We start from the raw sequence: 23,943 nt of genomic DNA on the forward strand, positions 1-23,943 counted from the left end.
AACTCGGTACCGGGCGGCGACAGCACCTCCTCATTACGCGCCGCCAGGCCGCGGGCCACCGGAGACGCACACAAAGACCCCCGCGCTCAGGCGTCGGGGGCCTTTGTGTCTTCACGCTAAGAGGCCTGGCGCCCGGCGCTGATCATCTCCTCGCGCGGTACCACTTTGATGCGTTCGCGGCCCTGCTCTTCGCCGAGTGCCACCTCGTGAGCGTCGAGCCGCTCCCACTCCTCCCAGGTGGTGTAGTCAATCCCGCTTCCCCGCAGATGCGCGAATATCGCATCGGGGTCCGAGATTTCGGCGGGTTGGATACCCGGGAGGTCTGCGAGCAGGCTCGCGATCGTTTCGGCGGCGTCAGATTTGGTGTGCCCGATCAATCCGACGGGCCCGCGCTTGACCCACCCCGTGACGTAGGTGGACTCGACGGGAATCCCGTCGATATCGAGCACCCGGCCCGCGTCATGAGGGACGACACCAGCGTGGTGATCGAACGGGAGGTCGGCCAGATGCGAGGAAATGTAACCAACCGCGCGATAAACGGCCTGCACCGGCCAATCGGTGAATTCGCCTGTTCCCCTGACGGTTCCGTCGCCGATGAGCTCTGTCCGCTCGGTGCGCAAGCCCTCCACCCGGCCGGTGCCGAGCACGGCCGCCGGCGACTGGCACAGATGGATATGAATACGGTGCGGCGCCCCGGTGGGCTCTTGATCCAGGTACTTCATCATGGTGTCGACGACCAGCTTGGTGGCCTTGCTCGAGTTGATGGCCTGCTGGCTGCCCTCGTCGATCTCGAATCCCTCCGGATGCACAATGACATCCACGCTCGGCGAGTGCGACAGTTCACGAAATTCCATGGGGCTGAACTTGATCTGGGCCGGTCCGCGCCGCGCGAAGACGTGCACATCGGTGGCCTGGTTGAGCGCCAGCCCCTGGTAGACGTTGGCGGGGATCTCGGTGCCGAGTTGTTCATCGGCGGGTTTGGCCAGCATCCGGGCGATATCGAGCGCCACATTTCCCGCGCCCAGGACCGCAACGCTCGTGGCGGTCAGCGGCCAGTCCCTGGGGACATCGGGATGACCGTCGTACCAGGACACGAAATCTGCGGCACCGTAGCTTTCCGGCAGATCGATGCCCGGGATATCGAGTTCGCGATCGGCGCGGGCGCCGGTGGAGAAGATCACCGCGTCATAGAAGCGGCGTAGGTCCGAGAGCTTGATATCGGTGCCGTAATGGACATTGCCGATGAATCTGATCTCATCGCGGGAAAGCACCCGGCGTAGGGCCTTGATGATCTCCTTGATGCGCGGATGGTCCGGCGCCACGCCGTAGCGCACCAGGCCGTACGGCGCGGGCAGCCGATCGAAGACGTCAACCTGCGCCTGCTCGTACTCCTTGGTGAGGATGTCGGCGGCATATATACCGGCCGGACCTGCGCCGATGACCGCGACTCGAATCTTCCTCATGCCATCCCCTTGCGATTTGGAATCTATTAGGTAAGGCAAGCCTAAAAAGAATTCCGGCAGAAGTGGGACGCACGTCCAGAGATCCCGGTCACACCCCGATCGGACCCCAGTAGCCTGATCGCGTGGTTGTCGCCCTCGTCGTCATCGGTGTCATCGCCGCCGTGCCACTGACACTGTTCTCACTGGTCGTGGCGGGCATACGCCTGCAGAATCGCCCCATTCTCAACGCCATCCGTCGGTTCAATCGGGCCGTCACCAATCCGAGGATCATGTCCACCGCCGGAACGGACGCCACCTCCACGGCCGTCATTCGGCACATCGGAAGACGCAGCGGCCACGCCTATGAGACCCCGGTCGAGGCCTTCAACGCGCCGGACGGCACGGTGCTGATCCTGCTGCCCTACGGACAGTCGGCCGACTGGGTGCGCAACGTGACGGCCCAGGGCGGCGCCGAATTGCTTCGGGCGGGCGAACAGCTCAGGCTGTCCCATCCGCGGGTGGTCCCCACCGCCGAGGTCCGCACACAGCTGCCCGCCAAGGAGCAGCGAATGATGCGGCTGTTCAACGTCCCCGAGTGCCTACGACTGACACGGGAACAGGAGCGGGCGTAACGCCGCTAGGTGTCCAAACCGGTCAGATAGCGCTTGCCCAACGCCTGGTAGGCAGCGGGAACGCCCTTGGTGAGGAACTCCGCCGGGGTACCCGCGACCGGCCCCTTGACCTTGGCGGGCGAGCCCATGACCAGGACGTCCTCGGGAATTTGGGTGCCACCCAGCACCAGCGAGCCCGCGGCCACCATGCTGCGCGAGCCGATGGAGGCGCCGTCGAGCACCGTCGCATGATTGCCGATCAGGGCGCCATCGCCCACCGTGCAGCTGTGCACCAGACACATGTGTGCCACCGTGGCTCCCTCACCGATATCAACCGGCATACCCGGGTCGCTGTGCAGCACCGACCCGTCCTGAATGTTGGCACCCGCCCTGATGACAATCGGGGCGTAATCGGCGCGAATGACGGTGTTGAACCAGATCGAGGCGCCGGCTTCCACCGTGACATCTCCGATAAGACAGGCGGTCGGCGCGACGAACGCCTCCGGGTGGACGCTCGGGCTTTTTCCGTCGAGTGAGTACAAGGGCATCGAAATACCCTAGCGACCCCTGCCAAAGGATCTTATTTCCGCTTGTGGCAGGCACATTTCTTGCGCTTCCGGCGACCAAAACTGTAACATGTTCTAGTTGAAGGTGGTCGCCACAGCGACCAGCATCGAAACACTGGAGGCAGCCCCGCCATGAGCACAGACACCGCAGGAATCGGCGTTCGCGAGATCGACGTCGGCGAGCTCCCCACGCGTTACGCACGCGGTTGGCACTGCCTGGGCGTCGCGGAATCGTTCAGGGACGGGGAGCCGCACGCCATCGACGCGTTCGGCACCAAACTGGTCGTATTCGCCGACAGCCACGGCGATATCAAGGTGCTGGACGGCTATTGCCGCCACATGGGTGGCGATCTGTCCCAGGGCTCCATCAAGGGCGACAATGTCGCCTGCCCGTTCCACGATTGGCGCTGGGGCGGCGACGGCAAGTGCAAGCTCGTTCCGTACGCCAAGCGCACTCCCAAGCTGGCCCGCACCCGCAGCTGGACCACCGATGTGAAAAGCGGTCTGCTCTTCGTCTGGCATGACGCCGAAGGCAACGGTCCGACGGATGATGTCGAGATTCCAGAGGTTCCGGAATTCGCCGATGACGGCTGGACCACCTGGGACTGGAACACCATCGTCATCGAGGGTTCCAACTGCCGCGAAATCGTGGACAACGTCACCGATATGGCGCACTTCTACTACATCCACTTCGGATTCCCGACGTACTTCAAGAACGTCTTCGAGGGCCATATCGCCTCGCAGTACCTGCGTACCGTCGGTCGTCCCGATGTGCAGCTGGGCGGTTCCTCGCAGTACACCGGCGAGCAGATCCTGGATTCGGAGGCCTCGTACTTCGGGCCTTCCTTCATGATCAACTGGCTACACAACAACTATGGCGGGTACAAGGCCGAGTCGATTCTGATCAACTGCCACTACCCCATCGACCAGAATTCCTTTGTGCTGCAATACGGCGTCATCGTCCAGAAGCCCGAGGGCATGGACGAGAAGATGACCGGAAAGCTCTCGCGCGCCATGACCAAGGGTGTCGGGCAGGGCTTCCTGCAGGATGTCGAGATCTGGAAGAACAAGACCCGCATCGACAACCCGCTGCTGGTCGAGGAGGACGGCGCCGTCTACCAAATGCGCCGTTGGTACTCGCAGTTCTACGTCGACAAGGCCGATGTCACCGCCGAGATGACCGATCGCTTCGAGCTGGAGATCGACACCACCAAGGCCAACGAGTTCTGGCACGGCGAGGTCGACGAGAACCTGAAACGCCAAGCGGACGAGAAGGCTTCCGCAGAAGCTCAAGCCGAGGCAGAAGCTCCCGCCGAGGCGACGCAAAGCTAGTGCTATGACTGAAGTTTCAGCATCGACTGAGGCCAACACCACCCCACCTTCCGTGGAGGAGCTGGCTCAGTCGATGCTGGCTTTGCATGGCGCCCACGGGGAAGACGAGGCTCACGGTTCCGCTGGATCAGGCAGGCCGAACGGCCAGTGGTCGAAGGCTCCCGCATTCGAACACAACCCGGAGCAGGCCGCGCTGCTGCATGAGGCGACCGAGAACGACAAGCAGCGGTATCTGACCTCCGGCCTGCAGGAGGTCGACTGCAGGTTCTGCCATGGCTCGGTGATGGTCAAAAAACTGGGCATCAATCACACTGCTGTGCAATGGAATACCGCCGCTGCCGGGCGGTGCGCCTACTTTGCGCAGCTACGCGAGGAGGGCACCAACACCGCCCGGATACGCGGCTGTCCGCGCCTGTCCGACAGCATCGCGCACGCCGTAGCCGAGGGCTGCCTCGATCCGATCTGCACGGCTCCCCCGCCCGGAGACGGCTGAGCTAAAGCTCCAGCAGCAGGGTAACCGGACCGTCGTTGATCAGTTCGACCCGCATGTGCGCGCCGAACACTCCGGCCTCGACATGCGCACCGAGATTGCGCAGGGCATCAGCGAAGGCCTGCACGATGGGTTCTGCGACGCCGCCGGGTGCCGCCGCGTTCCAGGCCGGCCGGCGTCCCTTCTTGGTATTGGCATACAAGGTGAATTGGCTGACCACCAAGATCGGGGCCCTCACGTCCGCGGCGGACTTCTCCTCGTCGAGGATGCGCAGCTGCCACAACTTCTCGGCGAGCTGCGCCGCTTTGTCCGCATCGTCGTCATGCGTGACGCCCACCAGGGCCAGTAATCCCTGACCTTCGGGGTGAATAGCACCGACCACTTCGCCCTCGACGGACACGGCCGCCGAGGCCACCCGTTGCACCAGAACCCGCACGCTAGGACCCTATCAGCGCCGCGAGACCTTCCGCCTGTGCCCTGATCTCAGCGAATGCCGTTGTTTCCCAAAGATTCCCGCGCCGCAGCGGCCCCAAGGTCCATATCGGCAAGTCCCCAGGGCGAAGCCGGCCCGACGAGTCCGTATCCAGCCCGAGGCTCAGCGGCCCGGGCCGCACCAGCCCGTCGGCCAGCAGCTGGTTCCACAGCGGATCGGCACTGCTGGTGATGTCGTACTGCGGACCCGTGCAATTGACCACCGCGCATACATCGAGGACCTGCCCCGTGGATAACGTCGCTTTGATCTGCGAGCCCGATGTCAGGCTCTCCACCAGCTCCGCACGATGAATGCGCAGCACGCCATCGGTGATGTCGCGTTCAAGCTGCGCGGCGGACTGTGGCGCCAGCCGGTGCCGGTGAATGTCCCAGAGTCTGCGGTATTTTCGCAGAAACACCTCGCGCTCACCGGCAGTCATCGCCGACCACAGCGCGCCCACATGCGGGCGTAGCGCGTCCACTGCCGCACAGGCGTCGCCGCCCTGCGCCATCACATCTTGGACATAGCGCACGGAACGCTCCAATACCTGGCCGTGATCCATCGCGAAGGTGGGCACCGGTACCGCGGAATACGATCCGTGTGCCCTGGGCAGCAGGCCGCTACGGGATATCGCGTGCAGGGTGCGACCGGACCCGCGCAGCGAGCGAGCGAGGTCTGCCATCGTCAGACCGGTTCCCACCAGGAGTACATCGCCGCCCTCGGGAATGTCCTCAAGGGCGCCCGGGCGCCACGGATCCCGGATGAACCGTCCGCTGTCACGTAAATGAGCAGGTGCCCAGGACGTTCCGGGAGTGTTCGGACCCGCTGCCAGAATCACGGTGTCCGCATGGGTGATGTCACCGTCGTCCAGCACGACAGAAAGCCCGTCGCCCCGGCTGGTCACCGCGACCGCTCGGCGGTGGACACGACTCACCCGATCGCCGCGTGCCCGTTCGAACGTGCCGGAAAGGTAGCGTCCGAACAGCCCGCGCGAGACGAAATCCTCGGGGCCGGTTCCCGGCCGGCCGTTACCGCGCAGCCAGGCCACGAAATCGAGCGGTTCCGCGGAGTCGACACCGAGCTTTCCGGCCGGCACGTTCAGGAGATGACGCGGATCTGTGGTGCGGTACGGCACTCCGGGCCCAGTACCCCGATCGGGGTCGATCACCGTCAGATGTAGCGCCCCGGAGGCCTCGCGCCGCAGTAGATGCAGGGCGACAAGCGTTCCCGCCGCGCCGGCGCCCACCACGGCGACGCGGGTCACAGTCCGGCGAAGCGCTCCATCACCGCTTCCTTACTCAGCCCGTAATCGGCGAGTGAGTACACGTGCTTCGGCGCGCGCGGGCCCTTTTGGCTCTCATCGTTCATCTTCTGCATCTCGACCAAGGCCGATGCCGAGAGCTCGATCCCGAAGTGCCGGTATATGGATTCGACGGTCCCGATGGGGTCGGAGATGAAGTCGAAGTAGTCGACATCGCAGAACTGAGATTCGTCGTACTTGGTGCGTGCCGTCTTGAATGACTCCAGCCCGCGCGCCCAGGTGTCGAGCTGATCGGCACCCAGGGTGGCGCCGACGAAGGTGTCCGACCAACCCGCCGTCGCATGCTCGTTGAGCGAACAGACCGAGGCGATGATGGTCTCGGCGGGGCGATGCGTCTGAATGACCAACGCGTCCGGATACACCTCCATGAGTGCGTCGAGCGCGAAGAGATGACTCGGATTCTTGAGCACCCAGCGCTTTTCGATGTCGTTGAGGCCGATCAGCTGCAGATTGGCCTTGTAACGCCGATACGCCGGCGTCCAGTCCTGGCCCGCCAGCCACTGCGCGTAGGACGGCACATGAGCAAGACACTCATAGGACACCGAATGCACCGATTGCCGCAGCAGCTGCCAACATTCCTCGACCTCGCTGGCCGACATGTAGTGCAGACCCATGAATTCCGGGTTCTCCACGTGATGCTTCGAAAACTGGCCCTCCAGCTGCTGGTACACCGGATTGGCATCCCAGGTGTCGCGTGGGGGACGTGGCTGGGGGAAATCGGCCAGCCACATCTCCAGACCCTGATGCATGGGATCGGCGTTGAGGAGCCGGTGCAGCGCGGTGGTGCCGGTGCGCGGCAGGCCGGTGACGAAGATGGGCCGATCGATGGCAACCTGAGCATGGTCGGGATGCGCCTTGAAGGCGGCCTCACTGAGCAACCGCGCACCCAGCGCACCACGCAGGAAGACCCGAGACATCTTGGAGCCCAAGGGTGTCAACCCGGCCTCGCGCTGGTAGGAGTCCAGCAGGACACCGAGCGCTTCGCGGTAGTTGTCGACGGACCCGTCCCCGAAGTCGTCCAGGCCGATCAGCCGCGAGGCCGACTCGTGCAGGTCGTCGACCGTACCGACACCGGTGCGTTCGGTACTTGATCCAGGCTTCTCGTCAATACTCATGGTGATCTCCTTGTGGCTAGGCGTGGAACTCGCCGCAGTTGACATCGAGGGCCTGGCCGGTAATCCCGCTTGCCAGGTCGGATGCGAGGAACAGCACGGCATGGGCGACCTCATCGGTGGTCGGCAATCGCTTGAGGTCGGAATTGGCCGCCGTGTACTCGTAGATCTGCTCGACGGTCCCTCCGTATTTCTTGGCCTGATGTTCGAAGTAGCCCTTGAGGTTTTCACCCCACATATATCCGGGGACAACCGAATTCACACGGATGCCCTGCGGGCCTAGCTCCGTGGCCAACGACTGAGACATGGCCAGCAGCGCGGCCTTGGCGATCTTGTAGCTGCCGTAGCGCAGCTGCGAATGCCGAATCACCATCGAATTGATATTGACCACCGCGCCGTTGGATTGAGCAAGAGCGGCCGCCAACTGTTGCGTCAGACGCAGTGTGCCCACCACGGTGAGCTCGACACTATCGCGAATGTGCTGATAGTCCGTCCTCTCCAGGGATTTCATCGATGGAATGCTGAAGGCGTTGTTGACCAGAACGTCGATACCGCCGAAGGTGTCGGTGGCGCGCGCGACCAGATTCGCGACACTGGACTCATCGGTGATGTCTGTGGCCACGGCGAGGGCCTTACGCCCGGCGGCGGTGACCTGTTCAGCGACCTCGTCAAGACGCGACTGCGTGCGCGCCGCGAGCACGACGTCGGCACCCGCAGCGGCGAACTTGGTGGCCAGACTGGCGCCGAGGCCGGGGCCGATACCGGATACAACGACAACCTTGCCGTCGAAATTGAGAAGACTCATCAGCCCAACATCCTTGCCCCGATTGCAGTCTGACGCTCCGCGATACGACTGCGCCACCCCTCCGCACTGATCCGATTCTGCGGGTAATACGGCAGTTTGGCCGGGACGTCGCCGAGTGCGACCACCTCCACCGTCGGGCCGTCGGCGGCGGTCAGCTGCCGGTCGGCCCGTTGCCAGCGGAACTGCAGATACGCACGACGATGCCCCAGCGTTTCGATCCAGTTGGTGACGCCGGGATTGGCGTTACTCACCACCAGCCGGATATTCCCGTCCGGATCAACCTGAGCCTGACTGGAGTTCAGCGATGTCTGGTGGTTGATGTAGTCGAGCGAGATGTACCAGAGGCTGCCGAGCTGGAAACCCTGGTACGGCGCATCGGATTTGGGGACAGTGATGATCATCGCCTGGTCGTCGGCGAGGTCATAGTGCCCTACCGACGAGAACTGTGTGGCCAACCCGCCGGGTGTGAGCCGCGGCTCGGTCATGGTGTTGACGGGCAGCGTGTCGTAGAACCACTTGGGAAACTGCAGCCATGTCTTCACTCGATTTACCAGCTGCTTGCCCGCACTGGCATAACGCTTTTCGATCTGCTCTGTGGTCAGCGGAGCCGGCGCGGTGCCCGCGGTGTCTACCCGCGCGATGGCAAGGCTGCCGCGCTGCTCGCGCCAATCGCTGTACACCTCACGCATGACCAGCTGCGCCGGCCCCGGCCCCAACGTGAAGTAGTTGGGCCGGGAGTCATCGGCAGGCGCGGGCCCGAAACGTACCTCGAAGCTGCCGTCACTCTCGATATGGATCTCGCGATCGTCAAAAGCAATGGCACTGCCCGGTACGTTTTTGTCGGTGTAGTCACCGCCGCCCAACACCTGGAAGCTCAAATCCGCAGTGGTACCCCGCCTTCCGGTGACCACATACTCGTATTCACCGTTGACGCGAGCGCCGAAGTAGAGGGTGTCGGGGTTGTCCAGCCCCATTTTGGTGAACGGTCCCGTACCGGAGAGCAGGAACGGATGATCACGGTCGGTATGAAATGCCATGTGCGTACACGCCGCTATCCCCTGTGCCAGATACTGAAGCCCCTCGAGCAGGTCGGCTTCGGTTTCGATGTGGGGCGCCGCGACGATCAGCTCCTCCGCCTCCGCGATCGCGGCGGTGAATGCCTGGCTGTACATGTCACTCCTGACTGGTACAGATTTGTACCGAAGTGGTAGAATCCATCCCGACACTAGAGCGCCCTCGCCGGGTTCGTCAAGAATGGCGAGATTCGCGCAGGGACACAGGAGGTTTCACGGTGGTCGAGGACCGCGAGAGCACGGCAGGCAGAACGTCTCCTCCTACCGAACGCGTGATGGCCGTGCTCGACTTTCTGGCGCGGCACCGCACCGAACGCTTCGGCCTGTCCGAGCTGGCGCGGCGACTGGGCCTGAGCAAGCCCACCTGCCTGGGCATCGTGACCACACTGGCCGAATCCGGATTTCTCATCCGCGACGATCGCGACAAGACCTACAGCCTGGGCCCGGCACTGATCCGCATCGGCAGAGCCGCCCAGGAATCGCTGCGTGCCAAGCCCGCCAGTCGCGATCAATTGTTAACACTCACTCGGGAATTCGGACATACGGCGGCGCTCTCCGCGGTGGTGAGCGATCGAGTGACCGTGCTGGAGGTGGTCAGCGACCCCGATCACCCGGTGCGGGTCGAGGTGGGCCAGAGCTATCCCTTCACCCCTCCCGTCGGCCTGATGTTCGTACTCTGGGACACCGACGAGACCATTGCCGCCTGGCTGGCCAAAGACCCGACCGCACCCGGCCGGACCGCAGATGACCGCCTGCGCAAGGTGATCGAGGAATGCCGTACCGACGGCTACCTGGTGGAACTGCTGACCCCCGCCGGCCGTCAGCTGTACTCACTGATGGCCGGGGTGCCCGGCGATATCCCCAACGAGCTACGCGCACTACTCGGCGAGATCGTCTCGGGCATCGGCGAGCGGGTCTACCTGCGCAGCGAGAACTACACCGTCGGCTCCGGCGCGAAGGTGCGGCACCGGGTGAACGTCATCTCGGCACCGGTATACGACCACAACGGCAAGCAGGCCATGGTCGCCAGCCTCTACATCGCCGACGACCTCACCGATGCGGAGATCACCACCCGCGCCAGGGCGCTCGTGCGTACCGCGGACGGAATCACCGAACACATCGGCGGCGTGAAGCCCGCCTAGCGTCACCCCCACTCCGCCGAGTGTGAGCGCCACTGCTCACACTCGGCGGTTTTTGCGCACTGGCGCTCACACTCGGCGCACGCACACCGTTGACACCCAACGAGAACGCGTTCTACTCTGAGCTGGACCGAATACGAACCGATACGGTACATATTTGGAATGAATGGAGTTGTGGAAATGCCGACATCACCCGATGTTCTTCGCTCACGAGGCTCATCAGCCGCCGAGTCCTACGAGTTATCGCACTTGAACGCCCTGGAAGCCGAGGCCGTCTATATCTTTCGTGAGGTAGCGGCGACCTTTGAAAGGCCCGTGCTGCTGTTCTCGGGCGGCAAGGATTCCGTGGTCATGTTGCATGTCGCGGCCAAGGCGTTCTGGCCGTCGCCGCTGCCATTCCCCGTCATGCATATCGATACCGGACACAACTTCGACGAGGTCATCGCCTTCCGCGATGAGACGGTCGGCCGCTACAACCTACGACTGGAAGTCGGCAGCGTGCAGGACGACATCGACTCGGGCGCCGTGGTCGAAGAGACCGGACCCGGCGCCACCCGCAATCGCCTGCAGACCGCGACCCTCTTGCGCAGCATCAACGAGCACCGCTTCGACGCGGTATTCGGGGGTGCGCGCCGCGACGAGGAGAAGGCGCGCGCCAAGGAGCGGGTGTTCAGTTTCCGCGATGAGTTCGGCCAGTGGGATCCACGCGCGCAGCGCCCCGAACTCTGGAACATCTACAACGGGCGGCACCGCAAGGGTGAGCACATCCGGGTGTTCCCACTATCCAACTGGACCGAACTGGACATCTGGCAGTACATCGAATCGGAAGACATCGCGCTGCCGCCGCTGTACTACGCACACAAGCGCAACGTCGTGGAGCGCGACGGAATGCTGTTGGCGGATACCCGATTCCTGACCCTACAGCCCGGTGAGGAGTTGATCGAGCGGTCTGTGCGTTTCAGGACCATCGGTGACGCGACCTGCACCGGCGCCGTCGAATCCATCGCGGCCACACCCAGCGCCGTGGTGGAAGAGGTTGCCGCCACCCGTATTACCGAGCGTGGGGCCACCCGCGCCGACGACCGGATCTCCGAAGCCGGCATGGAAGACCGTAAGAAAGAGGGGTATTTCTGATGAGCACGGTGATCGAGACCGCCGAACCGGCCCAGGAACTCATCCGCATCGCCACCGCGGGCAGCGTCGACGACGGCAAATCCACTCTGATCGGCCGCTTGCTCTACGACTCGAAATCGATCTTCGCCGATCAGCTCGCCGCAGTGGAAGCCAGCAGCAAGGCAAAGGGTGAAACGCAGACCAACTTGGCGCTGCTCACCGATGGCTTGCGCGCCGAACGTGAGCAGGGCATCACCATCGACGTCGCACACCGCTATTTCTCCACTCCCGTGCGCAAATTCATCATCGCCGACACCCCGGGGCACGAGCAGTACACCCGAAACATGGTCACCGGAGCCTCCACCGCCGACTTGGCGATCATCCTCGTCGATGCCCGCAACGGGCTGACCCAACAAACCCGCCGGCATGCGTTCATCACCTCGCTGCTCGGCGTCGAACATGTGGTGTTGTGCATCAACAAGATGGACCTGGTCGATTGGTCGCCCCAGCGGTTCGACGAAATCAAGGAAGAATTCCGGCGATTCGCCACCAAGCTGGAGCTGCACGACCTCACCGTCATTCCGGTATCGGCCCTACTCGGCGACAACATTGTCACCCGATCCGTGAACACTCCGTGGTACGAGGGACCGTCGCTGCTGCATCATATTGAGCAGGTCCACATTTCGTCGGACCGCAACCTGATCGACGCGCGTTTCCCCATCCAGTACGTGATCCGTCCTCAGGGCGGCGCGGCAGCACCCGGCGCCGAGCAGATCACCGATTTGCACGACTTCCGTGCGGTAGCCGGAACCGTCGCCAGCGGCGTGTTCAAGCCCGGCGACGAAATCGTCGCACTGCCTTCCGGTTTCACCTCAACTGTCTCGGCCATCTGGGGACCGGGCGGTGCGGTGGTGGACGAGGCATTCGCGGGCAGCGCGGTGAGCGTGCAGCTCACCGACCAGTTGGACCTGGGCCGCGGCGATATGCTCTGCCGCCCCAACAACCGGCCCCTGGTCGGCGCGCAGATCGACGCCATGGTGTGTTGGTTCACCGATGTGTCGACGCTGGCCGAGGGATCGCGCTTTGTGATGCAACACGCGAACTCGACCGTCAAGGCCGCCATCGCCGGACTCGACTACCGCCTCGACGTCAACAGCCTGCACCGCGATCAAGAGGCAAAAGAGCTCAAGCTCAACGAGATAGGGCGCGTTCAGCTGCGGTTGCAGCGCCCGATCATGTTCGACCCCTACCGGCGCAACCGAACCACCGGCAGCTTCATCCTGATCGACGAGGCCACCAACAACACGGTCGCGGCGGGCATGATCTCCGGCCCCACGCTGCACCAGTCCAAGGTGGTCTGGCACTCGTCGGCGGTTTCTCGCGACGAGCGTTCCACCAAGGGTGGCACCATCTGGATCACCGGGCTCTCGGCTTCCGGAAAGTCCACCGTGGCCGTGGAATTGGAACGGCGGCTGGTGGCCAGGGGTATCCCGGCTTACCGGCTCGACGGCGACAACCTGCGGCACGGCCTCAATGCCGACCTCGGATTCTCGGCGGCGGACCGTGCGGAGAACGTACGCCGCGTCGGTGCTGTCGCACAGATCCTGTCCGATTCGGGTGTGGTCGCGGTGGCGGCACTCATCAGCCCCTATCGTGCCGATCGCGACAAGATCCGCGCTCAGCACGAAAAAGCCGGGTTACCGTTCGTCGAGGTGTTCGTGGACACCCCGGTGGAAATCTGCGAGCAACGCGACCCCAAGGGCATGTATGCCAAGGCCCGGGCCGGCGAGATCAGTGACTTCACCGGAGTCAACGCTCCGTACGAGGCTCCCGAGGGAGCCGAACTGGTGCTGCGCCCTCAGGAAGGAGATCCCGAGCAGCAGGCGGCCGCGATCCTGGACTACTGGTTGTCGATCTAGCGGACGGGTTCTAGTTCGTTGACCACCGCGTCCACCACGGCGCCCAGATCGCCGTCATGCTCTTCAGCCACCCGGCGTTGACGTTGATAGGACCCACCGTGCCGGTAGATCTCTTCCACCGCGGCCAGTTCCCTCTCGCATTCCAGCAGCCTGGCGACGGGCTGTAGCCGGGTCAGCAGGTCGTCGAGGTCCTCGGTCACCAATCGTTCGTTGCTGTCCTCATCCAGGATGATGACGGCGTCGAGTCCGTAACGTGCGCTGCGCCACTTGTTTTCCTGCACGTGCCAGGGCGGCATGGTGGGCAGCGATTCCCCGGCCTCCAGCTTGCGATCCAGGTCGACCACCAGGCAGTGGGTGAGCGCGACCAGCGCTTCAAGCTCTGCGACATTGGAGATACCGTCGAAGATGCGGACCTCGACCGTGCCAAGCGCCGGTGACGGCCTGATGTCCCAACGAATTTCGTTGAGCTGGTCGATGATTCCGGTCTTCATCTGGTCATCGACGAAACCCTCGAACTGCTCCCAGGTCTGGAAATGGAATGGCAGACCCGCCGTGGGCAGCTGCTGGAACATCATGGCCCGGTTACTGGCATACCCGGTGTCCTGGCCTTCCCACATCGGTGAGGAGGCGGAAAGCGCCAGCAGGTGTGGGTAGTAGTTGAGCATCGAGGTGACGATGGGCATCACCTTGTGTTTGGAGGAGATGCCCACGTGCACGTGCACACCCCAGATCAGCATCTGCCGTCCCCACCATTGTGTCCGGGCGATGAGTTCGTCGTAGCGCGGCGCGTCGGTGAGCTGCTGCGCGGACCAGCGGGCGAAGGGGTGGGTACCGGCGCAGAACAACTCCATCCCCATGGACTGCACGGTGGGCCGCACAGTGGCCAAGGTGGTCTGCAGATCTTGCATCGCCTCGTCGACGGTCCCGCAGATACCCGTCACCACCTCGATGGTGTTACGGAGCAGTTCCTTGTGCACGTGCGGAGTCTCACCGATCGCCGCAAGTACCGCGGACGCCTCATTGGTGAGGTCCCTGGTCTGGGCGTCGACGAGCGCGAATTCCCACTCAACCCCCAGCGTCGGTCGCGGTGACCCGCGAAATTCAATCGGACGGGCCACTCTGGCGGCTAGCCCGCGTCGATGAGACCGCAGGCGACACGCTTGCCCGCGTCACCCGTCGACTTCGTGGTGTCGTCGGGGCCTGCGGCGCCGTTGGCCTGGGTGTACCGCTCCGCCGGGATGTTGGCGAAGTTGTCCGACTTCTCGTGAATGATGATCGCGGTGCCGTTACCGGCCAGCAGATCTTCCTTGGTGAACGAGTCCGCCGTGGTAACCAGCTCGCCCGACCCGTCCTTGAGGATGTTCAGGGACACCAGGTCACCACTGGAGGGGTGGCCGCTGTATCCGGGGACATTGAAATGTCCGCCCGCCGACAGGAAATCGCCGGGAGCGCCGCCTGCCGGCGCCACGGAATTGGCCTCGCACTTCTTGAACGAGTGGATGTGCAGACCGTGGAAGCCAGGAGTCAGCTTGCCGTTCTGGGTGGTCTGGACGGTGATCCGGGCAAATCCGTCCTGAAATACGAACTGCGCGGTGGCCACCGGGGTGCCGTCCGCCAGCTTGAGTGTGGCGTTGAGCTTCTCGCCCGCGGGCACCGGCTGCTCGCCGCCGCCGTGGCCGCCATGCTCGCCCGCGGTCGCGGGCGCGGTGGAACCTGTCCACACCGGAGGCGTGGTACCCGGCGTGGTGCTGGCCTGCTGATCCGGGGAGCATCCGCTCAGGGACAAGGCAACGGCAGCAAGGGTTCCGGAGGCAAGAACGGCGGGCTTAACCATGGGCATCATCATGCCACCTCTCCGACAGCGCGTAGCACCCAGTGGTAGACCGGAAGTGCTGATCCGTCAGATCGATCAGATGGCGACGGCGACGACGACACCCGGCGGCTGCTCCAGCAGCTCGGGCGCGCGTGGCGCGGCCTGCACGCCGAGCACCTTGGCGATTTCGTGCGCGGCTTCCTCTTCGCCGGCGGTCTTGCCGAAGAAGACCGTCGTCACGTTGACCTCGGGCATGGGCAGGTTGCCTACCTCGGCGACCTTCCACCCGGCGGCGGTGACCTGGTCGGCAGCACCTCGCGCCAAATCGGGCACCGAGGTGGTGTTGTAGACACGTACCTCGGGCTTGGGGGCCGGAGGCGGTGTCGTCGACTTGGGGGCTGCGGTGGCGCTGACCGATGAGGACGTCGAGTCGGAGGACGCCGACTTGTCGGATCCGAGTGCGTTGAACCCGACAAGCAGGAAGATCACTCCGAGAAACAGCAGCACCATCACCATGGCACGCAGCGGGAGGCCATGAGAATCGGGTACGCGTTCGTTCATTGTGAATCCACTGTACGGTCCGCGGGCGCCAACACCTATTTAGCGGGGCCGCACCGCGATCTCTCCGCGACGGCTACGTGACCTCAAAACCCAGCCGGCGGGCGGCCCGGGCTTTCTGACGGCTCGCCCGCATTCTGCGCAGCCGCTTGACCAGCATCGGGTCCGCGGCCAGGGCTTCCTGCCGATCTACCAGGGCATTGAGCACCTGGTAGTAGCGGGTAGCCGACATGCCGAACAGCTCCTTGATGGCGTCTTCCTTGGAGCCCGCGTACTTCCACCACTGCCGTTCGAAGGCCAGGATGTCGTGTTCACGCCGGCTCAGGCCAGCGGCAATCTCGACTCCGTCCGAGCCGACGGCAGGCGAATCCTGACCAGCATTCGCAGCCTTCGACTGCTCAGCTCGCGCCTGGGCGCCGTCCATAAAAGCTCCTAGACCCAACCGGGGGCGTTCACTCGTACATTGTTAAGTCGATGCGATAACTACAACACTGTGGTTCGGCGATATTTAACCACGCTCAAACCGCAACTGCGGCTAGCCAACCCCGCGCGTCGGCCCTCAATACCGAGCCGATAGCTTGCCTTCCGTGGCTATTGTTCCCATCCGCATTGTTGGCGACCCGGTGCTGCACACGCCCACCCAGCCCGTCCCGGTCGGTCCAGACGGTTCGCTACCCGACGATCTGCCCGAGCTGATCGCCAATATGTACGAGACCATGGACGCCGCCAACGGCGTCGGGCTGGCCGCCAATCAGATCGGCGTGCCCCTGCGACTCTTCGTCTACGACTGCGCCGAGACCCGGGGCGGCGGGCCCCGCCATCGCGGCGTCGTGATCAACCCGGTGCTGGAGACCTCCGAAATCCCGGAGACGATGCCCGACCCCGATGACGACGAGGAAGGGTGCCTCTCGGTGCCCGGCGAGTCCTTCCCCACCGGGCGCGCAAACTGGGCCCGGGTCACCGGCCTGGACGCCGAAGGCAAGGAAGTGACCCTCGAGGGCAACGACCTGTTCGCGCGCATGCTGCAGCACGAAACCGGACACCTCGATGGATTCCTCTATATAGACAAGCTGGTGGGGCGCAACACCCGCGCGGCGAAGCGCGCCGTCAAGTCCAACGGCTGGGGCGTGCCCGGCCTGAGCTGGACACCCGGGCAAGTGGCCGATCCGTTCGGGCACTGAGAACGGCACAGTGCGCTTACCCGAGCTCGGAACACGGGTAGCCATCCGTAGTCGGCGGCCACCCGGTTCGGTGCCGCCGTTCACCGATACCGTCGGCGAGCTGGTGGCGGTCGCTCCAACCGTGCAAGTACTGCATAAGTCCGGTGCGGTGGTGGACATTTCGGCCGATGACATCGTTTCGGTGCGTGAATTGCCGCCCGTCCCGGTACTGAACCGTGACATCAGATCGATGCAGCGGGCCGCAGCCTTCGCGTGGCCCGGCCTGGAGCACCAATGGCTGGACGGATGGTTCGTCAGGGCAGCGGACGGATACACGCGGCGCGCTAATTCTGCGGTGCCCCTGGAACATTCGGCCTCTCCTCGCTCCCTCGGCGAGATGGATGCCTGGTATTCCGGGCGCGGGCTGCCCACCCTGCTCTGTCTGCCCGACCGGTTGGTGCACCCGCCCGAGGATTTGATGACGAGCGATGAAACCGTGGTGATGGTGCGGGATGTGCACGGGCCGGATGCGCACACGCTGCCTGCCGCGCCCTCAGCGGATTGGCTTGCCCTGCACGGTGACGACCATCCGCTGGTCACGCCGGTGTTGACCGCGGTGGTGGACGGAATGTTGGGATTCGCCTCCATCAGCGTGGCGGGCGACACGGCAGCCATCGCCCGGGGCGCCGTGACGGAGGGCTGGCTGGGCATCTCGGCGGTGCGGGTGGCAGAGGCCCATCGACGGCGCGGATTGGCCCGCCAAGTGTGCGAGATCCTGCTGGGCTGGGGCGCCGCGCATGGCGCGCGCCGGGCATATGTCCAGGTGCGTGCCGAAAACGACGCGACCCTTGCCCTGTACCCCACCATGGGTTTCACCGAGCAGCACCGGTATCGCTATGCGCAAATATGTGCTGTCGGCCGCGAAAAGTAGGGTGGCGTCATGCGATTGGCCACCTGGAATGTGAATTCGATCCGCGCCCGTGCCGACAGGGTCATCTCCTGGCTGGAGCGGTCCGGAACGGACGTGCTCGCCATGCAGGAAACCAAGTGTTCCGACAAGCAGTTCCCCATGCAGGCCTTTACCGACGCGGGGTACGAGGTCGCGCACGTCGGCTACAGCCAATGGAACGGCGTGGCCATCGCGTCGCGGGTCGGGCTTGACGACGTGACGGTGGGGTTCGACGGGCAGCCCGGCTGGGCGTCCGGCGAAGACATGGAAGAGACCACCGAAGCGCGCGCGCTGGGTGCCACCTGTAACGGGGTGCGGGTGTGGAGCCTGTACGTCCCGAATGGCCGGACCCTGGAGGATCCGCACTATCAGTACAAGCTGCGCTGGCTGTCCGCGCTGCGCGATACCGCTGCGGGGTGGCTTGCCGCCGATTCCGAACAGCAGGTGGCGCTGGTGGGTGACTGGAATATCGCGCCCACTGACGAGGACATCTGGAGTGTCGAGTTCTTCCAGGGCAGCACCCACGTCTCCGAGCCGGAACGCAGCGCCTTCACCGCGATGAACGACGCCGGGTTCGCCGATGTGACGCGGTCCTTCACGCCCGGCCCCGGGGTGTACACCTACTGGGACTACACCCAGCTGAGCTTCCCGAAGAAGCGCGGCATGCGCATCGACTTCGTGCTTGGCTCACCGGAATTCGCCAAGCGCGTGGGTGATGCCCACATCGACCGCGAAGAACGCAAGGGCAAGGGCGCCAGCGACCACGCTCCCGTCGTCGTCGACCTGGACTGAGCCAGCCCGGTCCCCGGCGGGCCGCGTTGAGCTCAGTCGTCGGCGTGTGCGTACTTACCGCCGGCGCCCAGCGAGGCCAGCGCCGCGACCGCCATCATCAGCGCCGCGGCGCCGAACACCACGACAAGACCGGCGTGGAATGGCTCGGTGATGAGATTCGGGAAGAACGACTGCCCGGTCAGCTCCGCCGCGTTGACCCCGGGCTGCTCCAGAACACCTGACGGAGCGAGCAATTCACTGACCGGGTTATAGCCCAGGAAGGCCGCGAAAAGGCTGCCCACCGGGGGCAGGCTGGACACTTGGGTCGCAGTGGACGCGGGCACGCCTTGGGCGGTGAGACCGGATTGCATGGCTCCCGGCAAGGTCGCTGATAGCCCGATGATCATGAGCGAGAAGAAGATTCCGATGGACAGCGAGCTTCCCGCGTTGAAGAAGGTGCCGCGCACGCCCGAGGCCGCGCCGCGCTGATGTGCTGGGACACTGGACATGATGGCGGCGGTATTGGGCGCGGTGAAGATCGCCGAGCCCAGACCGTTGAGGAAGATCAGTGCCGCGAAGACCCAGTAATTGAAGTTGACCGGAATGGCGATCAATGCCAGGAAGGTCACCGCCGAGAGCACCATGCCGCCGGTGGCGAAGGGCCGGGCTCCATATCGATCAGATAGCAGGCCGGCGACCGGACCTGCCACCAGAAATCCAAGTGTCATGGGCAGCAGGAAGATTCCCGCCCACAGCGGCGTCGACTCGTAGCTGTATCCGCGCAGCGGCAACCAGATGCCCTGCAGCCAGATGATGAGCATGAACTGCAGGCCGCCGCGGCCCACCGAGGCGAGCAGGTTGGCCAGGTTCCCCAGACCGAAGGCCCGGTTCTTGAACAACCGGATATCGAGCATCGGGTCGGCCACCCGGGCCTCGATCACGCAGAACAGCACGAGCAGCGCGGTACCCACGATCAGCGCGCCGTACACCAGCGGATTACCCCAACCGGTACTCGAATTGCCATAGGGCTGAATGCCATACGTGATTCCGGTGAGCAGCACGGTCAGGCCGAGCGCCACCGCGACGGTGCCCGCCCAGTCCAGTTTTCCGGGAGTCGGCTGGTCGATCTCGACCAGGGAGCGGTACGACCACACCGTGCCCAGCAGGCCCACCGGCACGCCCACCCAGAAGATCGCCCGCCAATCCCATTCGGAGAGCACGCCTCCGATCAACAGTCCGAGGAACGATCCGGCCACCGCAGCCACCTGGTTGATGCCCAGTGCGAAGCCGCGCTGAGTGGACGGGAAGGCATCGGTGAGGATGGCCGACGAGTTGGCCATCAACATGGCGCCGCCGACTCCTTGCACCACACGCCAGGCGATGAGCCACACCGCGCCGCCGCCATAGTGAAATGGGTCGAAGGACAGCACCACCGCGGCAACGGTGAAGACGACGAACCCCATGTTGTAGATGCGGACTCGTCCATACATATCGCCGAGGCGGCCGAACAGCACCACCAGAACCGCAGAGGCCAGCAGGTACCCCATCAGCATCCACAGCAGATAGCTCACGTTCCCGGGCGCGAGCGGGTTGAGCCCGATGCCACGGAAGATCGCGGGCAGCGAGATCAAAACAATGGACGAGTTGATGGTCGCGAGCAGCACTCCCAGCGTCGTGTTCGACAGTGCCACCCACTTGTAGTGCGGATGGTCGCGATCGACCCGGATCCGGCGCCGTGCGGTCTCGATATCCGCAGGTGTCTCATCGGTCCGTGTAATCAAGTCAGTCATCGTCACCCTCGTTGCGCGCTTCTCCCCGACGCGGGCAGCACCGACCGGCCGTCACTGGTTACCACCGCTAGTAACTTTAGCAAGAGAAACTATATTCCTAAAGTCATGTTTCCCCGATCTGTCAGATCGATCCCGGGGCAGGCGCACAACACCCGGCGCCACTGCGAGCCGCACGCGGAAATCTGGCCGCAATTCCGCGCCAGTCGCGCACTCGGCGGAGAAATCGGGGACCCACCGGGTAGCGTGGCCATTGTTCGTCAACGAACAGCCCCACAACACAAACACGGGAGCGCGCACCAGTGCGCTGAGAGGACGGCTAGGGCCGTCGACCGTATGAACCTGACCGGGTAATGCCGGCGTAGGGAGGAGAAATTCATGCCTGATCAATCACGCACTCCGGAGTCCGTCACCACGGGACCCATCCAGGGCAGCGAGAAGATCTACCAGGATCTGCCCAACGGCCTGCGGGTGCCACAACGCCGCGTCAACCTCACCAACGGCGAGCACCTGGACCTGTACGACACCTCGGGTCCGTACACCGACACCAACGCCGTAATCGATCTGCAGAAGGGGCTGCCGCCGCGGCCCGGCATCGTCACCGACCGCGGCACCCAGCTGCAGCGTGCGCGCAACGGCGAGATCACCGCCGAGATGGAGTTCATCGCCGTGCGCGAGGGCGTGCCTGCCGAGTTGGTGCGCACCGAGGTCGCCGCGGGCCGGGCCGTCATCCCCGCCAATCACAAGCACCCGGAGATCGAGCCGATGATCATCGGCAAGGCCTTCGGCGTGAAGATCAACGCCAACATCGGCAACTCGGCCGTCACCTCCTCGATCGCCGAGGAAGTCGAGAAGATGGTGTGGGCCATCCGGTGGGGCGCCGACAACATCATGGACCTGTCCACCGGCAAGGACATCCACCAGACCCGCGAATGGATCCTGCGCAACTCCCCCGTTCCCGTCGGCACCGTGCCGATCTACCAGGCGCTGGAGAAGACCAATGGCGACCCGGCCGCACTCACCTGGGAGCTGTACCGCGACACCGTGATCGAGCAGGCCGAGCAGGGTGTGGACTACATGACCGTGCACGCCGGCGTGCTGCTGCGCTACGTGCCGCTGACCGCCAAGCGCGTCACCGGCATCGTCTCGCGCGGTGGCTCGATCATGGCCGCGTGGTGCCTGGCACACCACCAGGAGTCGTTCCTGTACACCCACTTCGAGGAGCTGTGCGAAATCCTCGCGCGCTACGACGTGACGTTCTCCCTGGGCGACGGACTGCGTCCCGGCTCCATCGCCGACGCCAACGACGAGGCCCAGTTCGCCGAGCTGCGCACCCTCGGTGAGCTGACCAAGATCGCGAAATCCCATGGCGTGCAGGTGATGATCGAGGGCCCGGGCCACGTGCCGATGCACAAGATCGTCGAGAACGTGAAACTGGAAGAGGAATGGTGCGAGGAGGCTCCGTTCTACACCCTCGGACCGCTGGCCACCGATATCGCTCCGGCCTACGATCACATCACCTCGGCAATCGGGGCAGCCATCATCGCCCAGGCCGGCACCGCGATGCTGTGCTACGTCACGCCCAAGGAACACCTGGGCCTGCCCGACCGCAAGGACGTCAAGGACGGCGTGATCGCCTACCGGATCGCCGCCCACTCCGCCGACCTGGCCAAGGGACACCCCCGCGCACAGCTGCGTGACAACGCATTGTCCAAGGCGCGCTTCGAGTTCCGTTGGGAGGACCAGTTCAACCTGTCGCTGGATCCGGACACCGCCCGCGAATTCCACGACGAGACGCTGCCCGCCGAGCCGGCCAAGACGGCACATTTCTGCTCAATGTGCGGACCGAAGTTCTGCTCGATGCGCATCACCGCCGATATCCGGGAATTCGCCGCCGAGAACGGCTTGGAGACCCAGGAGGACATCGACGCGATGCTGGCGCGCGGTATGGAGGAGAAGTCCGTGGAGTTCGCCGAACACGGCAACCGGGTGTACCTGCCCATCTCATGAGCACGTTCCTTCCCCTCCCGGAGCCGGGCACCACCCCGGTGCGGGCCATGACCATCGCCGGGTCCGACTCCGGGGGCGGGGCGGGTATTCAAGCCGACATGCGCACCATGGCACTACTCGGGGTGCACGGCTGTGTGGCCGTGACTGCCGTAACCGTGCAGAACTCGCTGGGTGTCAAGGATTTCCATGAGATCCCGCCGCCGGTGGTGGCCGCGCAGATGGAGGTGGTCATCACCGATATCGGCATCCAGGCCGCCAAGACCGGCATGCTGGCCTCCGCCCCGATCATCGGTGCCATCGCGGAATCATGGACCAAGGTGGCCCCGGACGTCCCATTGGTGGTCGATCCCGTCTGCGCCTCCATGCATGGCGACCCGCTACTGCACCCGAGTGCGCTCGATGCCCTACGCACGCAACTGTTTCCGTTGGCAACACTGGTCACCCCCAACCTCGACGAGGTCCGGCTGCTGGTGGACGTCGACGTTGTCGACGAGGAATCCCAAAAAGAGGCAGCACGCAAGCTGCACGCCCTTGGCCCACGCTGGGCCCTGGTGAAGGGTGGGCATCTGCGATCCAGTGACACCAGCACCGACCTGCTGTTCGACGGCACCGAGTTCCACTACTACCCCGTCGAACGTGTGAACACCGGACACGATCACGGCGCCGGGGACACCCTCGCGGCATCCATCAGTTGCGCCCTGGCACATGGGTTTCCCGTCACCGAGGCCGTCGCGTTCGGGAAACGATGGATCACCGAGTGCCTGAAGGCCGCCTATCCGCTGGGCCACGGGCACGGCCCGGTATCGGCGCTGTTCAGGCTGCGATGAGCGCCCGCGCGAAGAACCTTAGGCTGAACGCGTGAGCACCTAGGAACTTCCGGATATCGCCGGAATCGCCCACCATCCCGACGGGCATCCTCGCGGTGCCGTGGTGCTCACCCACGGGGCCGGCGGTAGCTGCCACTCCCCCATGCTGCGTCTGCTGTGCACGGCATGGGCAGAGCGCGGTTGGCTGGCAATACGTTTCGATATGCCCTTCCGACGTAACCGGCCCAGCGGCCCACCGTCGGCCTCCGCGGCCGACAAGGACCGCGCGGGGATCGCCGAGGTGATCAACAAGGCTCGCGCCATGGTGGATGGGCCGCTGCTGGCGGGCGGCCATTCCTACGGTGGACGGCAAACCTCGATGCTGGTCGCGGAAAAAGGGCCGATCGTCGATGTCCTGACCCTGTTCTCCTACCCGTTGCACCCACCCGGGAAGCCCGACCGGCTGCGCGTGGAACATCTCCCCGATATCCAGGTTCCGACCGTGTTCACCCACGGCACCTCGGATGCCTTCGGCACCATCGCCGAACTCAAAGAGGCCGCAGTGCTGATTCCGGGCGGCGCGACCATCGTGGAAATCGCCGGCGCGCGCCACGATCTGGGCGCCAAGACCATCGACGTGCCCGCCCTCGCCATCGACGCCGCGCTGGCGGCACTGGAATCGCGCTAGCGGATC

Annotated in this window: 25 protein-coding genes and 1 riboswitch; of the genes, 12 read left to right on the forward strand and 13 right to left on the reverse strand. The window is 64.4% G+C overall.

Translation table 11 applies throughout. The features are described 5' to 3' along the window. Positions 1 to 116: 116 nt before the first annotated feature. The gene (locus tag ABG82_RS23785; protein WP_043076743.1) at positions 117 to 1,463 is read right to left on the reverse strand and encodes an FAD-dependent oxidoreductase; all 1,347 of its coding nucleotides are present in this window, start codon (positions 1,461 to 1,463) and stop codon (positions 117 to 119) included. Between the two features lie 122 nt (positions 1,464 to 1,585). Here ABG82_RS23785 and ABG82_RS23790 point away from each other — a divergent pair, with 122 nt between their 5' ends. Beyond that, positions 1,586 to 2,074 (forward strand): nitroreductase family deazaflavin-dependent oxidoreductase, encoded by a 489-nt coding sequence (locus ABG82_RS23790; protein WP_043076744.1) that lies wholly within the window; start codon positions 1,586 to 1,588, stop codon positions 2,072 to 2,074. 5 nt (positions 2,075 to 2,079) lie between these two features. Here ABG82_RS23790 and ABG82_RS23795 read toward each other — a convergent pair whose 3' ends face one another. Further along, positions 2,080 to 2,601, reverse strand: coding sequence for a gamma carbonic anhydrase family protein (locus ABG82_RS23795; protein WP_043076745.1), 522 nt, complete (start codon positions 2,599 to 2,601; stop codon positions 2,080 to 2,082). Positions 2,602 to 2,751: 150 nt separating this feature from the next. On the opposite strand from ABG82_RS23795, the gene ABG82_RS23800 reads away from it, so the two are divergent. Then, positions 2,752 to 3,951 carry a Rieske 2Fe-2S domain-containing protein gene (locus ABG82_RS23800; RefSeq protein ID WP_043076746.1) on the forward strand — a complete coding sequence of 400 codons (1,200 nt, stop codon included), beginning with the start codon at positions 2,752 to 2,754 and terminating at the stop codon, positions 3,949 to 3,951. 52 nt (positions 3,952 to 4,003) lie between these two features. Then, positions 4,004 to 4,444, forward strand: a complete 441-nt coding sequence (locus tag ABG82_RS23805) for a hypothetical protein (RefSeq protein WP_043076747.1) — start codon at positions 4,004 to 4,006, stop codon at positions 4,442 to 4,444. A gap of 1 nt (position 4,445) precedes the next feature. On the opposite strand, the gene dtd is transcribed toward ABG82_RS23805, so the two are convergent. Genes dtd through ABG82_RS23830 form a run of 5 tightly spaced genes read right to left on the reverse strand, consistent with a single transcriptional unit; the run spans position 4,446 to position 9,323 of the window. Continuing rightward, entirely contained in the window at positions 4,446 to 4,877 is a 432-nt protein-coding gene (dtd, locus tag ABG82_RS23810; protein WP_043076748.1) for a D-aminoacyl-tRNA deacylase, read from the reverse strand. A 1-nt stretch (position 4,878) separates the two neighbouring features. Next, positions 4,879 to 6,177 carry an FAD/NAD(P)-binding protein gene (locus ABG82_RS23815; protein ID WP_043076749.1) on the reverse strand — a complete coding sequence of 433 codons (1,299 nt, stop codon included), beginning with the start codon at positions 6,175 to 6,177 and terminating at the stop codon, positions 4,879 to 4,881. Next, positions 6,174 to 7,349: a sulfotransferase family protein gene (locus ABG82_RS23820; protein WP_043076750.1), complete on the reverse strand. Its 1,176-nt coding sequence runs from the start codon at positions 7,347 to 7,349 to the stop codon at positions 6,174 to 6,176. The genes ABG82_RS23815 and ABG82_RS23820 overlap by 4 nt, the downstream gene beginning before the upstream one ends. A gap of 16 nt (positions 7,350 to 7,365) precedes the next feature. Beyond that, positions 7,366 to 8,151 (reverse strand): SDR family oxidoreductase, encoded by a 786-nt coding sequence (locus ABG82_RS23825; protein WP_043076751.1) that lies wholly within the window; start codon positions 8,149 to 8,151, stop codon positions 7,366 to 7,368. Beyond that, positions 8,151 to 9,323, reverse strand: a complete 1,173-nt coding sequence (locus ABG82_RS23830) for a DUF1214 domain-containing protein (RefSeq protein WP_043076752.1) — start codon at positions 9,321 to 9,323, stop codon at positions 8,151 to 8,153. Before ABG82_RS23830 ends, ABG82_RS23825 begins: the two co-directional genes overlap by 1 nt. Positions 9,324 to 9,442: 119 nt before the next feature. Between ABG82_RS23830 and ABG82_RS23835 the strand changes: the two genes are divergently transcribed. The 3 genes from ABG82_RS23835 (at position 9,443) to cysC (ending at position 13,395) form a co-directional block, all read left to right on the forward strand. Beyond that, positions 9,443 to 10,366: an IclR family transcriptional regulator gene (locus ABG82_RS23835; RefSeq protein ID WP_043076753.1), complete on the forward strand. Its 924-nt coding sequence runs from the start codon at positions 9,443 to 9,445 to the stop codon at positions 10,364 to 10,366. Positions 10,367 to 10,543: 177 nt separating this feature from the next. Further along, positions 10,544 to 11,497: a sulfate adenylyltransferase subunit CysD gene (cysD, locus tag ABG82_RS23840; RefSeq protein ID WP_043076754.1), complete on the forward strand. Its 954-nt coding sequence runs from the start codon at positions 10,544 to 10,546 to the stop codon at positions 11,495 to 11,497. Next, positions 11,497 to 13,395 (forward strand): adenylyl-sulfate kinase, encoded by a 1,899-nt coding sequence (cysC, locus tag ABG82_RS23845; protein WP_043076755.1) that lies wholly within the window; start codon positions 11,497 to 11,499, stop codon positions 13,393 to 13,395. Before cysD ends, cysC begins: the two co-directional genes overlap by 1 nt. Here the strand turns inward: cysC and ABG82_RS23850 are convergent. The 4 genes from ABG82_RS23850 to ABG82_RS23865 all read right to left on the reverse strand — a co-directional run bounded on the left by ABG82_RS23850 (position 13,392) and on the right by ABG82_RS23865 (position 16,190). Next, a complete protein-coding gene (locus ABG82_RS23850) occupies positions 13,392 to 14,513 on the reverse strand; it encodes a glutamate--cysteine ligase (protein ID WP_043076756.1) in 1,122 nt (373 codons plus the stop codon). The two genes, cysC and ABG82_RS23850, sit on opposite strands and share 4 nt — an antisense overlap. A gap of 8 nt (positions 14,514 to 14,521) precedes the next feature. After that, complete coding sequence (sodC, locus tag ABG82_RS23855) at positions 14,522 to 15,241, reverse strand: superoxide dismutase[Cu-Zn] (RefSeq protein ID WP_043076757.1); 720 nt, start codon at positions 15,239 to 15,241, stop codon at positions 14,522 to 14,524. A gap of 63 nt (positions 15,242 to 15,304) precedes the next feature. Next, complete coding sequence (locus ABG82_RS23860) at positions 15,305 to 15,769, reverse strand: LytR C-terminal domain-containing protein (RefSeq protein ID WP_043076758.1); 465 nt, start codon at positions 15,767 to 15,769, stop codon at positions 15,305 to 15,307. A 73-nt stretch (positions 15,770 to 15,842) separates the two neighbouring features. Beyond that, the gene (locus ABG82_RS23865; RefSeq protein WP_043076759.1) at positions 15,843 to 16,190 is read right to left on the reverse strand and encodes a DUF3263 domain-containing protein; all 348 of its coding nucleotides are present in this window, start codon (positions 16,188 to 16,190) and stop codon (positions 15,843 to 15,845) included. A gap of 163 nt (positions 16,191 to 16,353) precedes the next feature. On the opposite strand from ABG82_RS23865, the gene ABG82_RS23870 reads away from it, so the two are divergent. From ABG82_RS23870 to ABG82_RS23880, 3 genes are read left to right on the forward strand one after another with little or no spacing between them, the layout of a single operon-like run. Beyond that, on the forward strand, positions 16,354 to 16,947 hold the full coding sequence (locus tag ABG82_RS23870) for a peptide deformylase (protein WP_043076760.1): 594 nt from the start codon (positions 16,354 to 16,356) through the stop codon (positions 16,945 to 16,947). 10 nt (positions 16,948 to 16,957) lie between these two features. After that, positions 16,958 to 17,857, forward strand: coding sequence for an N-acetylglutamate synthase, CG3035 family (locus tag ABG82_RS23875; protein ID WP_043076761.1), 900 nt, complete (start codon positions 16,958 to 16,960; stop codon positions 17,855 to 17,857). A 9-nt stretch (positions 17,858 to 17,866) separates the two neighbouring features. After that, complete coding sequence (locus ABG82_RS23880; RefSeq protein ID WP_043076762.1) at positions 17,867 to 18,667, forward strand: exodeoxyribonuclease III; 801 nt, start codon at positions 17,867 to 17,869, stop codon at positions 18,665 to 18,667. 32 nt (positions 18,668 to 18,699) lie between these two features. Here ABG82_RS23880 and ABG82_RS23885 read toward each other — a convergent pair whose 3' ends face one another. Further along, positions 18,700 to 20,436, reverse strand: coding sequence for an MFS transporter (locus ABG82_RS23885; protein ID WP_043076868.1), 1,737 nt, complete (start codon positions 20,434 to 20,436; stop codon positions 18,700 to 18,702). Between the two features lie 273 nt (positions 20,437 to 20,709). Beyond that, positions 20,710 to 20,818: riboswitch (TPP riboswitch) on the forward strand. Here ABG82_RS23885 and thiC point away from each other — a divergent pair. Together thiC and thiD are read left to right on the forward strand one after the other, a co-directional pair. Continuing rightward, positions 20,812 to 22,443, forward strand: a complete 1,632-nt coding sequence (gene thiC, locus ABG82_RS23890; protein WP_043076763.1) for a phosphomethylpyrimidine synthase ThiC — start codon at positions 20,812 to 20,814, stop codon at positions 22,441 to 22,443. (Overlaps the previous riboswitch by 7 nt.) Further along, entirely contained in the window at positions 22,440 to 23,270 is an 831-nt protein-coding gene (gene thiD, locus ABG82_RS23895) for a bifunctional hydroxymethylpyrimidine kinase/phosphomethylpyrimidine kinase (protein ID WP_078343659.1), read from the forward strand. Before thiC ends, thiD begins: the two co-directional genes overlap by 4 nt. Here the strand turns inward: thiD and ABG82_RS29090 are convergent. After that, on the reverse strand, positions 23,257 to 23,406 hold the full coding sequence (locus ABG82_RS29090) for a hypothetical protein (protein WP_234707987.1): 150 nt from the start codon (positions 23,404 to 23,406) through the stop codon (positions 23,257 to 23,259). The genes thiD and ABG82_RS29090 overlap by 14 nt on opposite strands. Here ABG82_RS29090 and ABG82_RS23900 point away from each other — a divergent pair. Continuing rightward, entirely contained in the window at positions 23,335 to 23,937 is a 603-nt protein-coding gene (locus ABG82_RS23900) for an alpha/beta hydrolase family protein (RefSeq protein ID WP_234707989.1), read from the forward strand. The two genes, ABG82_RS29090 and ABG82_RS23900, sit on opposite strands and share 72 nt — an antisense overlap. Positions 23,938 to 23,943: the final 6 nt, after the last annotated feature.

This window comes from Mycobacteroides immunogenum (assembly GCF_001605725.1).
Taxonomy (GTDB): Bacteria; Actinomycetota; Actinomycetes; order Mycobacteriales; family Mycobacteriaceae; genus Mycobacterium; species Mycobacterium immunogenum.

Coding starts and splice junctions, on each gene's coding strand:
- ABG82_RS23785 (WP_043076743.1), bottom strand. CDS start 1,463: ATGAGGAAGATTCGAGTCGCGGTCATCGGCGCAGGTCCGGCCGGTATA.
- ABG82_RS23795 (WP_043076745.1), bottom strand. CDS start 2,601: ATGCCCTTGTACTCACTCGACGGAAAAAGCCCGAGCGTCCACCCGGAG.
- ABG82_RS23800 (WP_043076746.1), top strand. CDS start 2,752: ATGAGCACAGACACCGCAGGAATCGGCGTTCGCGAGATCGACGTCGGC.
- ABG82_RS23820 (WP_043076750.1), bottom strand. CDS start 7,349: ATGAGTATTGACGAGAAGCCTGGATCAAGTACCGAACGCACCGGTGTC.
- ABG82_RS23825 (WP_043076751.1), bottom strand. CDS start 8,151: ATGAGTCTTCTCAATTTCGACGGCAAGGTTGTCGTTGTATCCGGTATC.
- ABG82_RS23830 (WP_043076752.1), bottom strand. CDS start 9,323: ATGTACAGCCAGGCATTCACCGCCGCGATCGCGGAGGCGGAGGAGCTG.
- cysD (WP_043076754.1), top strand. CDS start 10,544: ATGCCGACATCACCCGATGTTCTTCGCTCACGAGGCTCATCAGCCGCC.
- cysC (WP_043076755.1), top strand. CDS start 11,497: ATGAGCACGGTGATCGAGACCGCCGAACCGGCCCAGGAACTCATCCGC.
- sodC (WP_043076757.1), bottom strand. CDS start 15,241: ATGATGATGCCCATGGTTAAGCCCGCCGTTCTTGCCTCCGGAACCCTT.
- ABG82_RS23860 (WP_043076758.1), bottom strand. CDS start 15,769: ATGAACGAACGCGTACCCGATTCTCATGGCCTCCCGCTGCGTGCCATG.
- ABG82_RS23865 (WP_043076759.1), bottom strand. CDS start 16,190: ATGGACGGCGCCCAGGCGCGAGCTGAGCAGTCGAAGGCTGCGAATGCT.
- ABG82_RS23880 (WP_043076762.1), top strand. CDS start 17,867: ATGCGATTGGCCACCTGGAATGTGAATTCGATCCGCGCCCGTGCCGAC.
- ABG82_RS23885 (WP_043076868.1), bottom strand. CDS start 20,436: ATGACTGACTTGATTACACGGACCGATGAGACACCTGCGGATATCGAG.
- thiC (WP_043076763.1), top strand. CDS start 20,812: ATGCCTGATCAATCACGCACTCCGGAGTCCGTCACCACGGGACCCATC.
- thiD (WP_078343659.1), top strand. CDS start 22,440: ATGAGCACGTTCCTTCCCCTCCCGGAGCCGGGCACCACCCCGGTGCGG.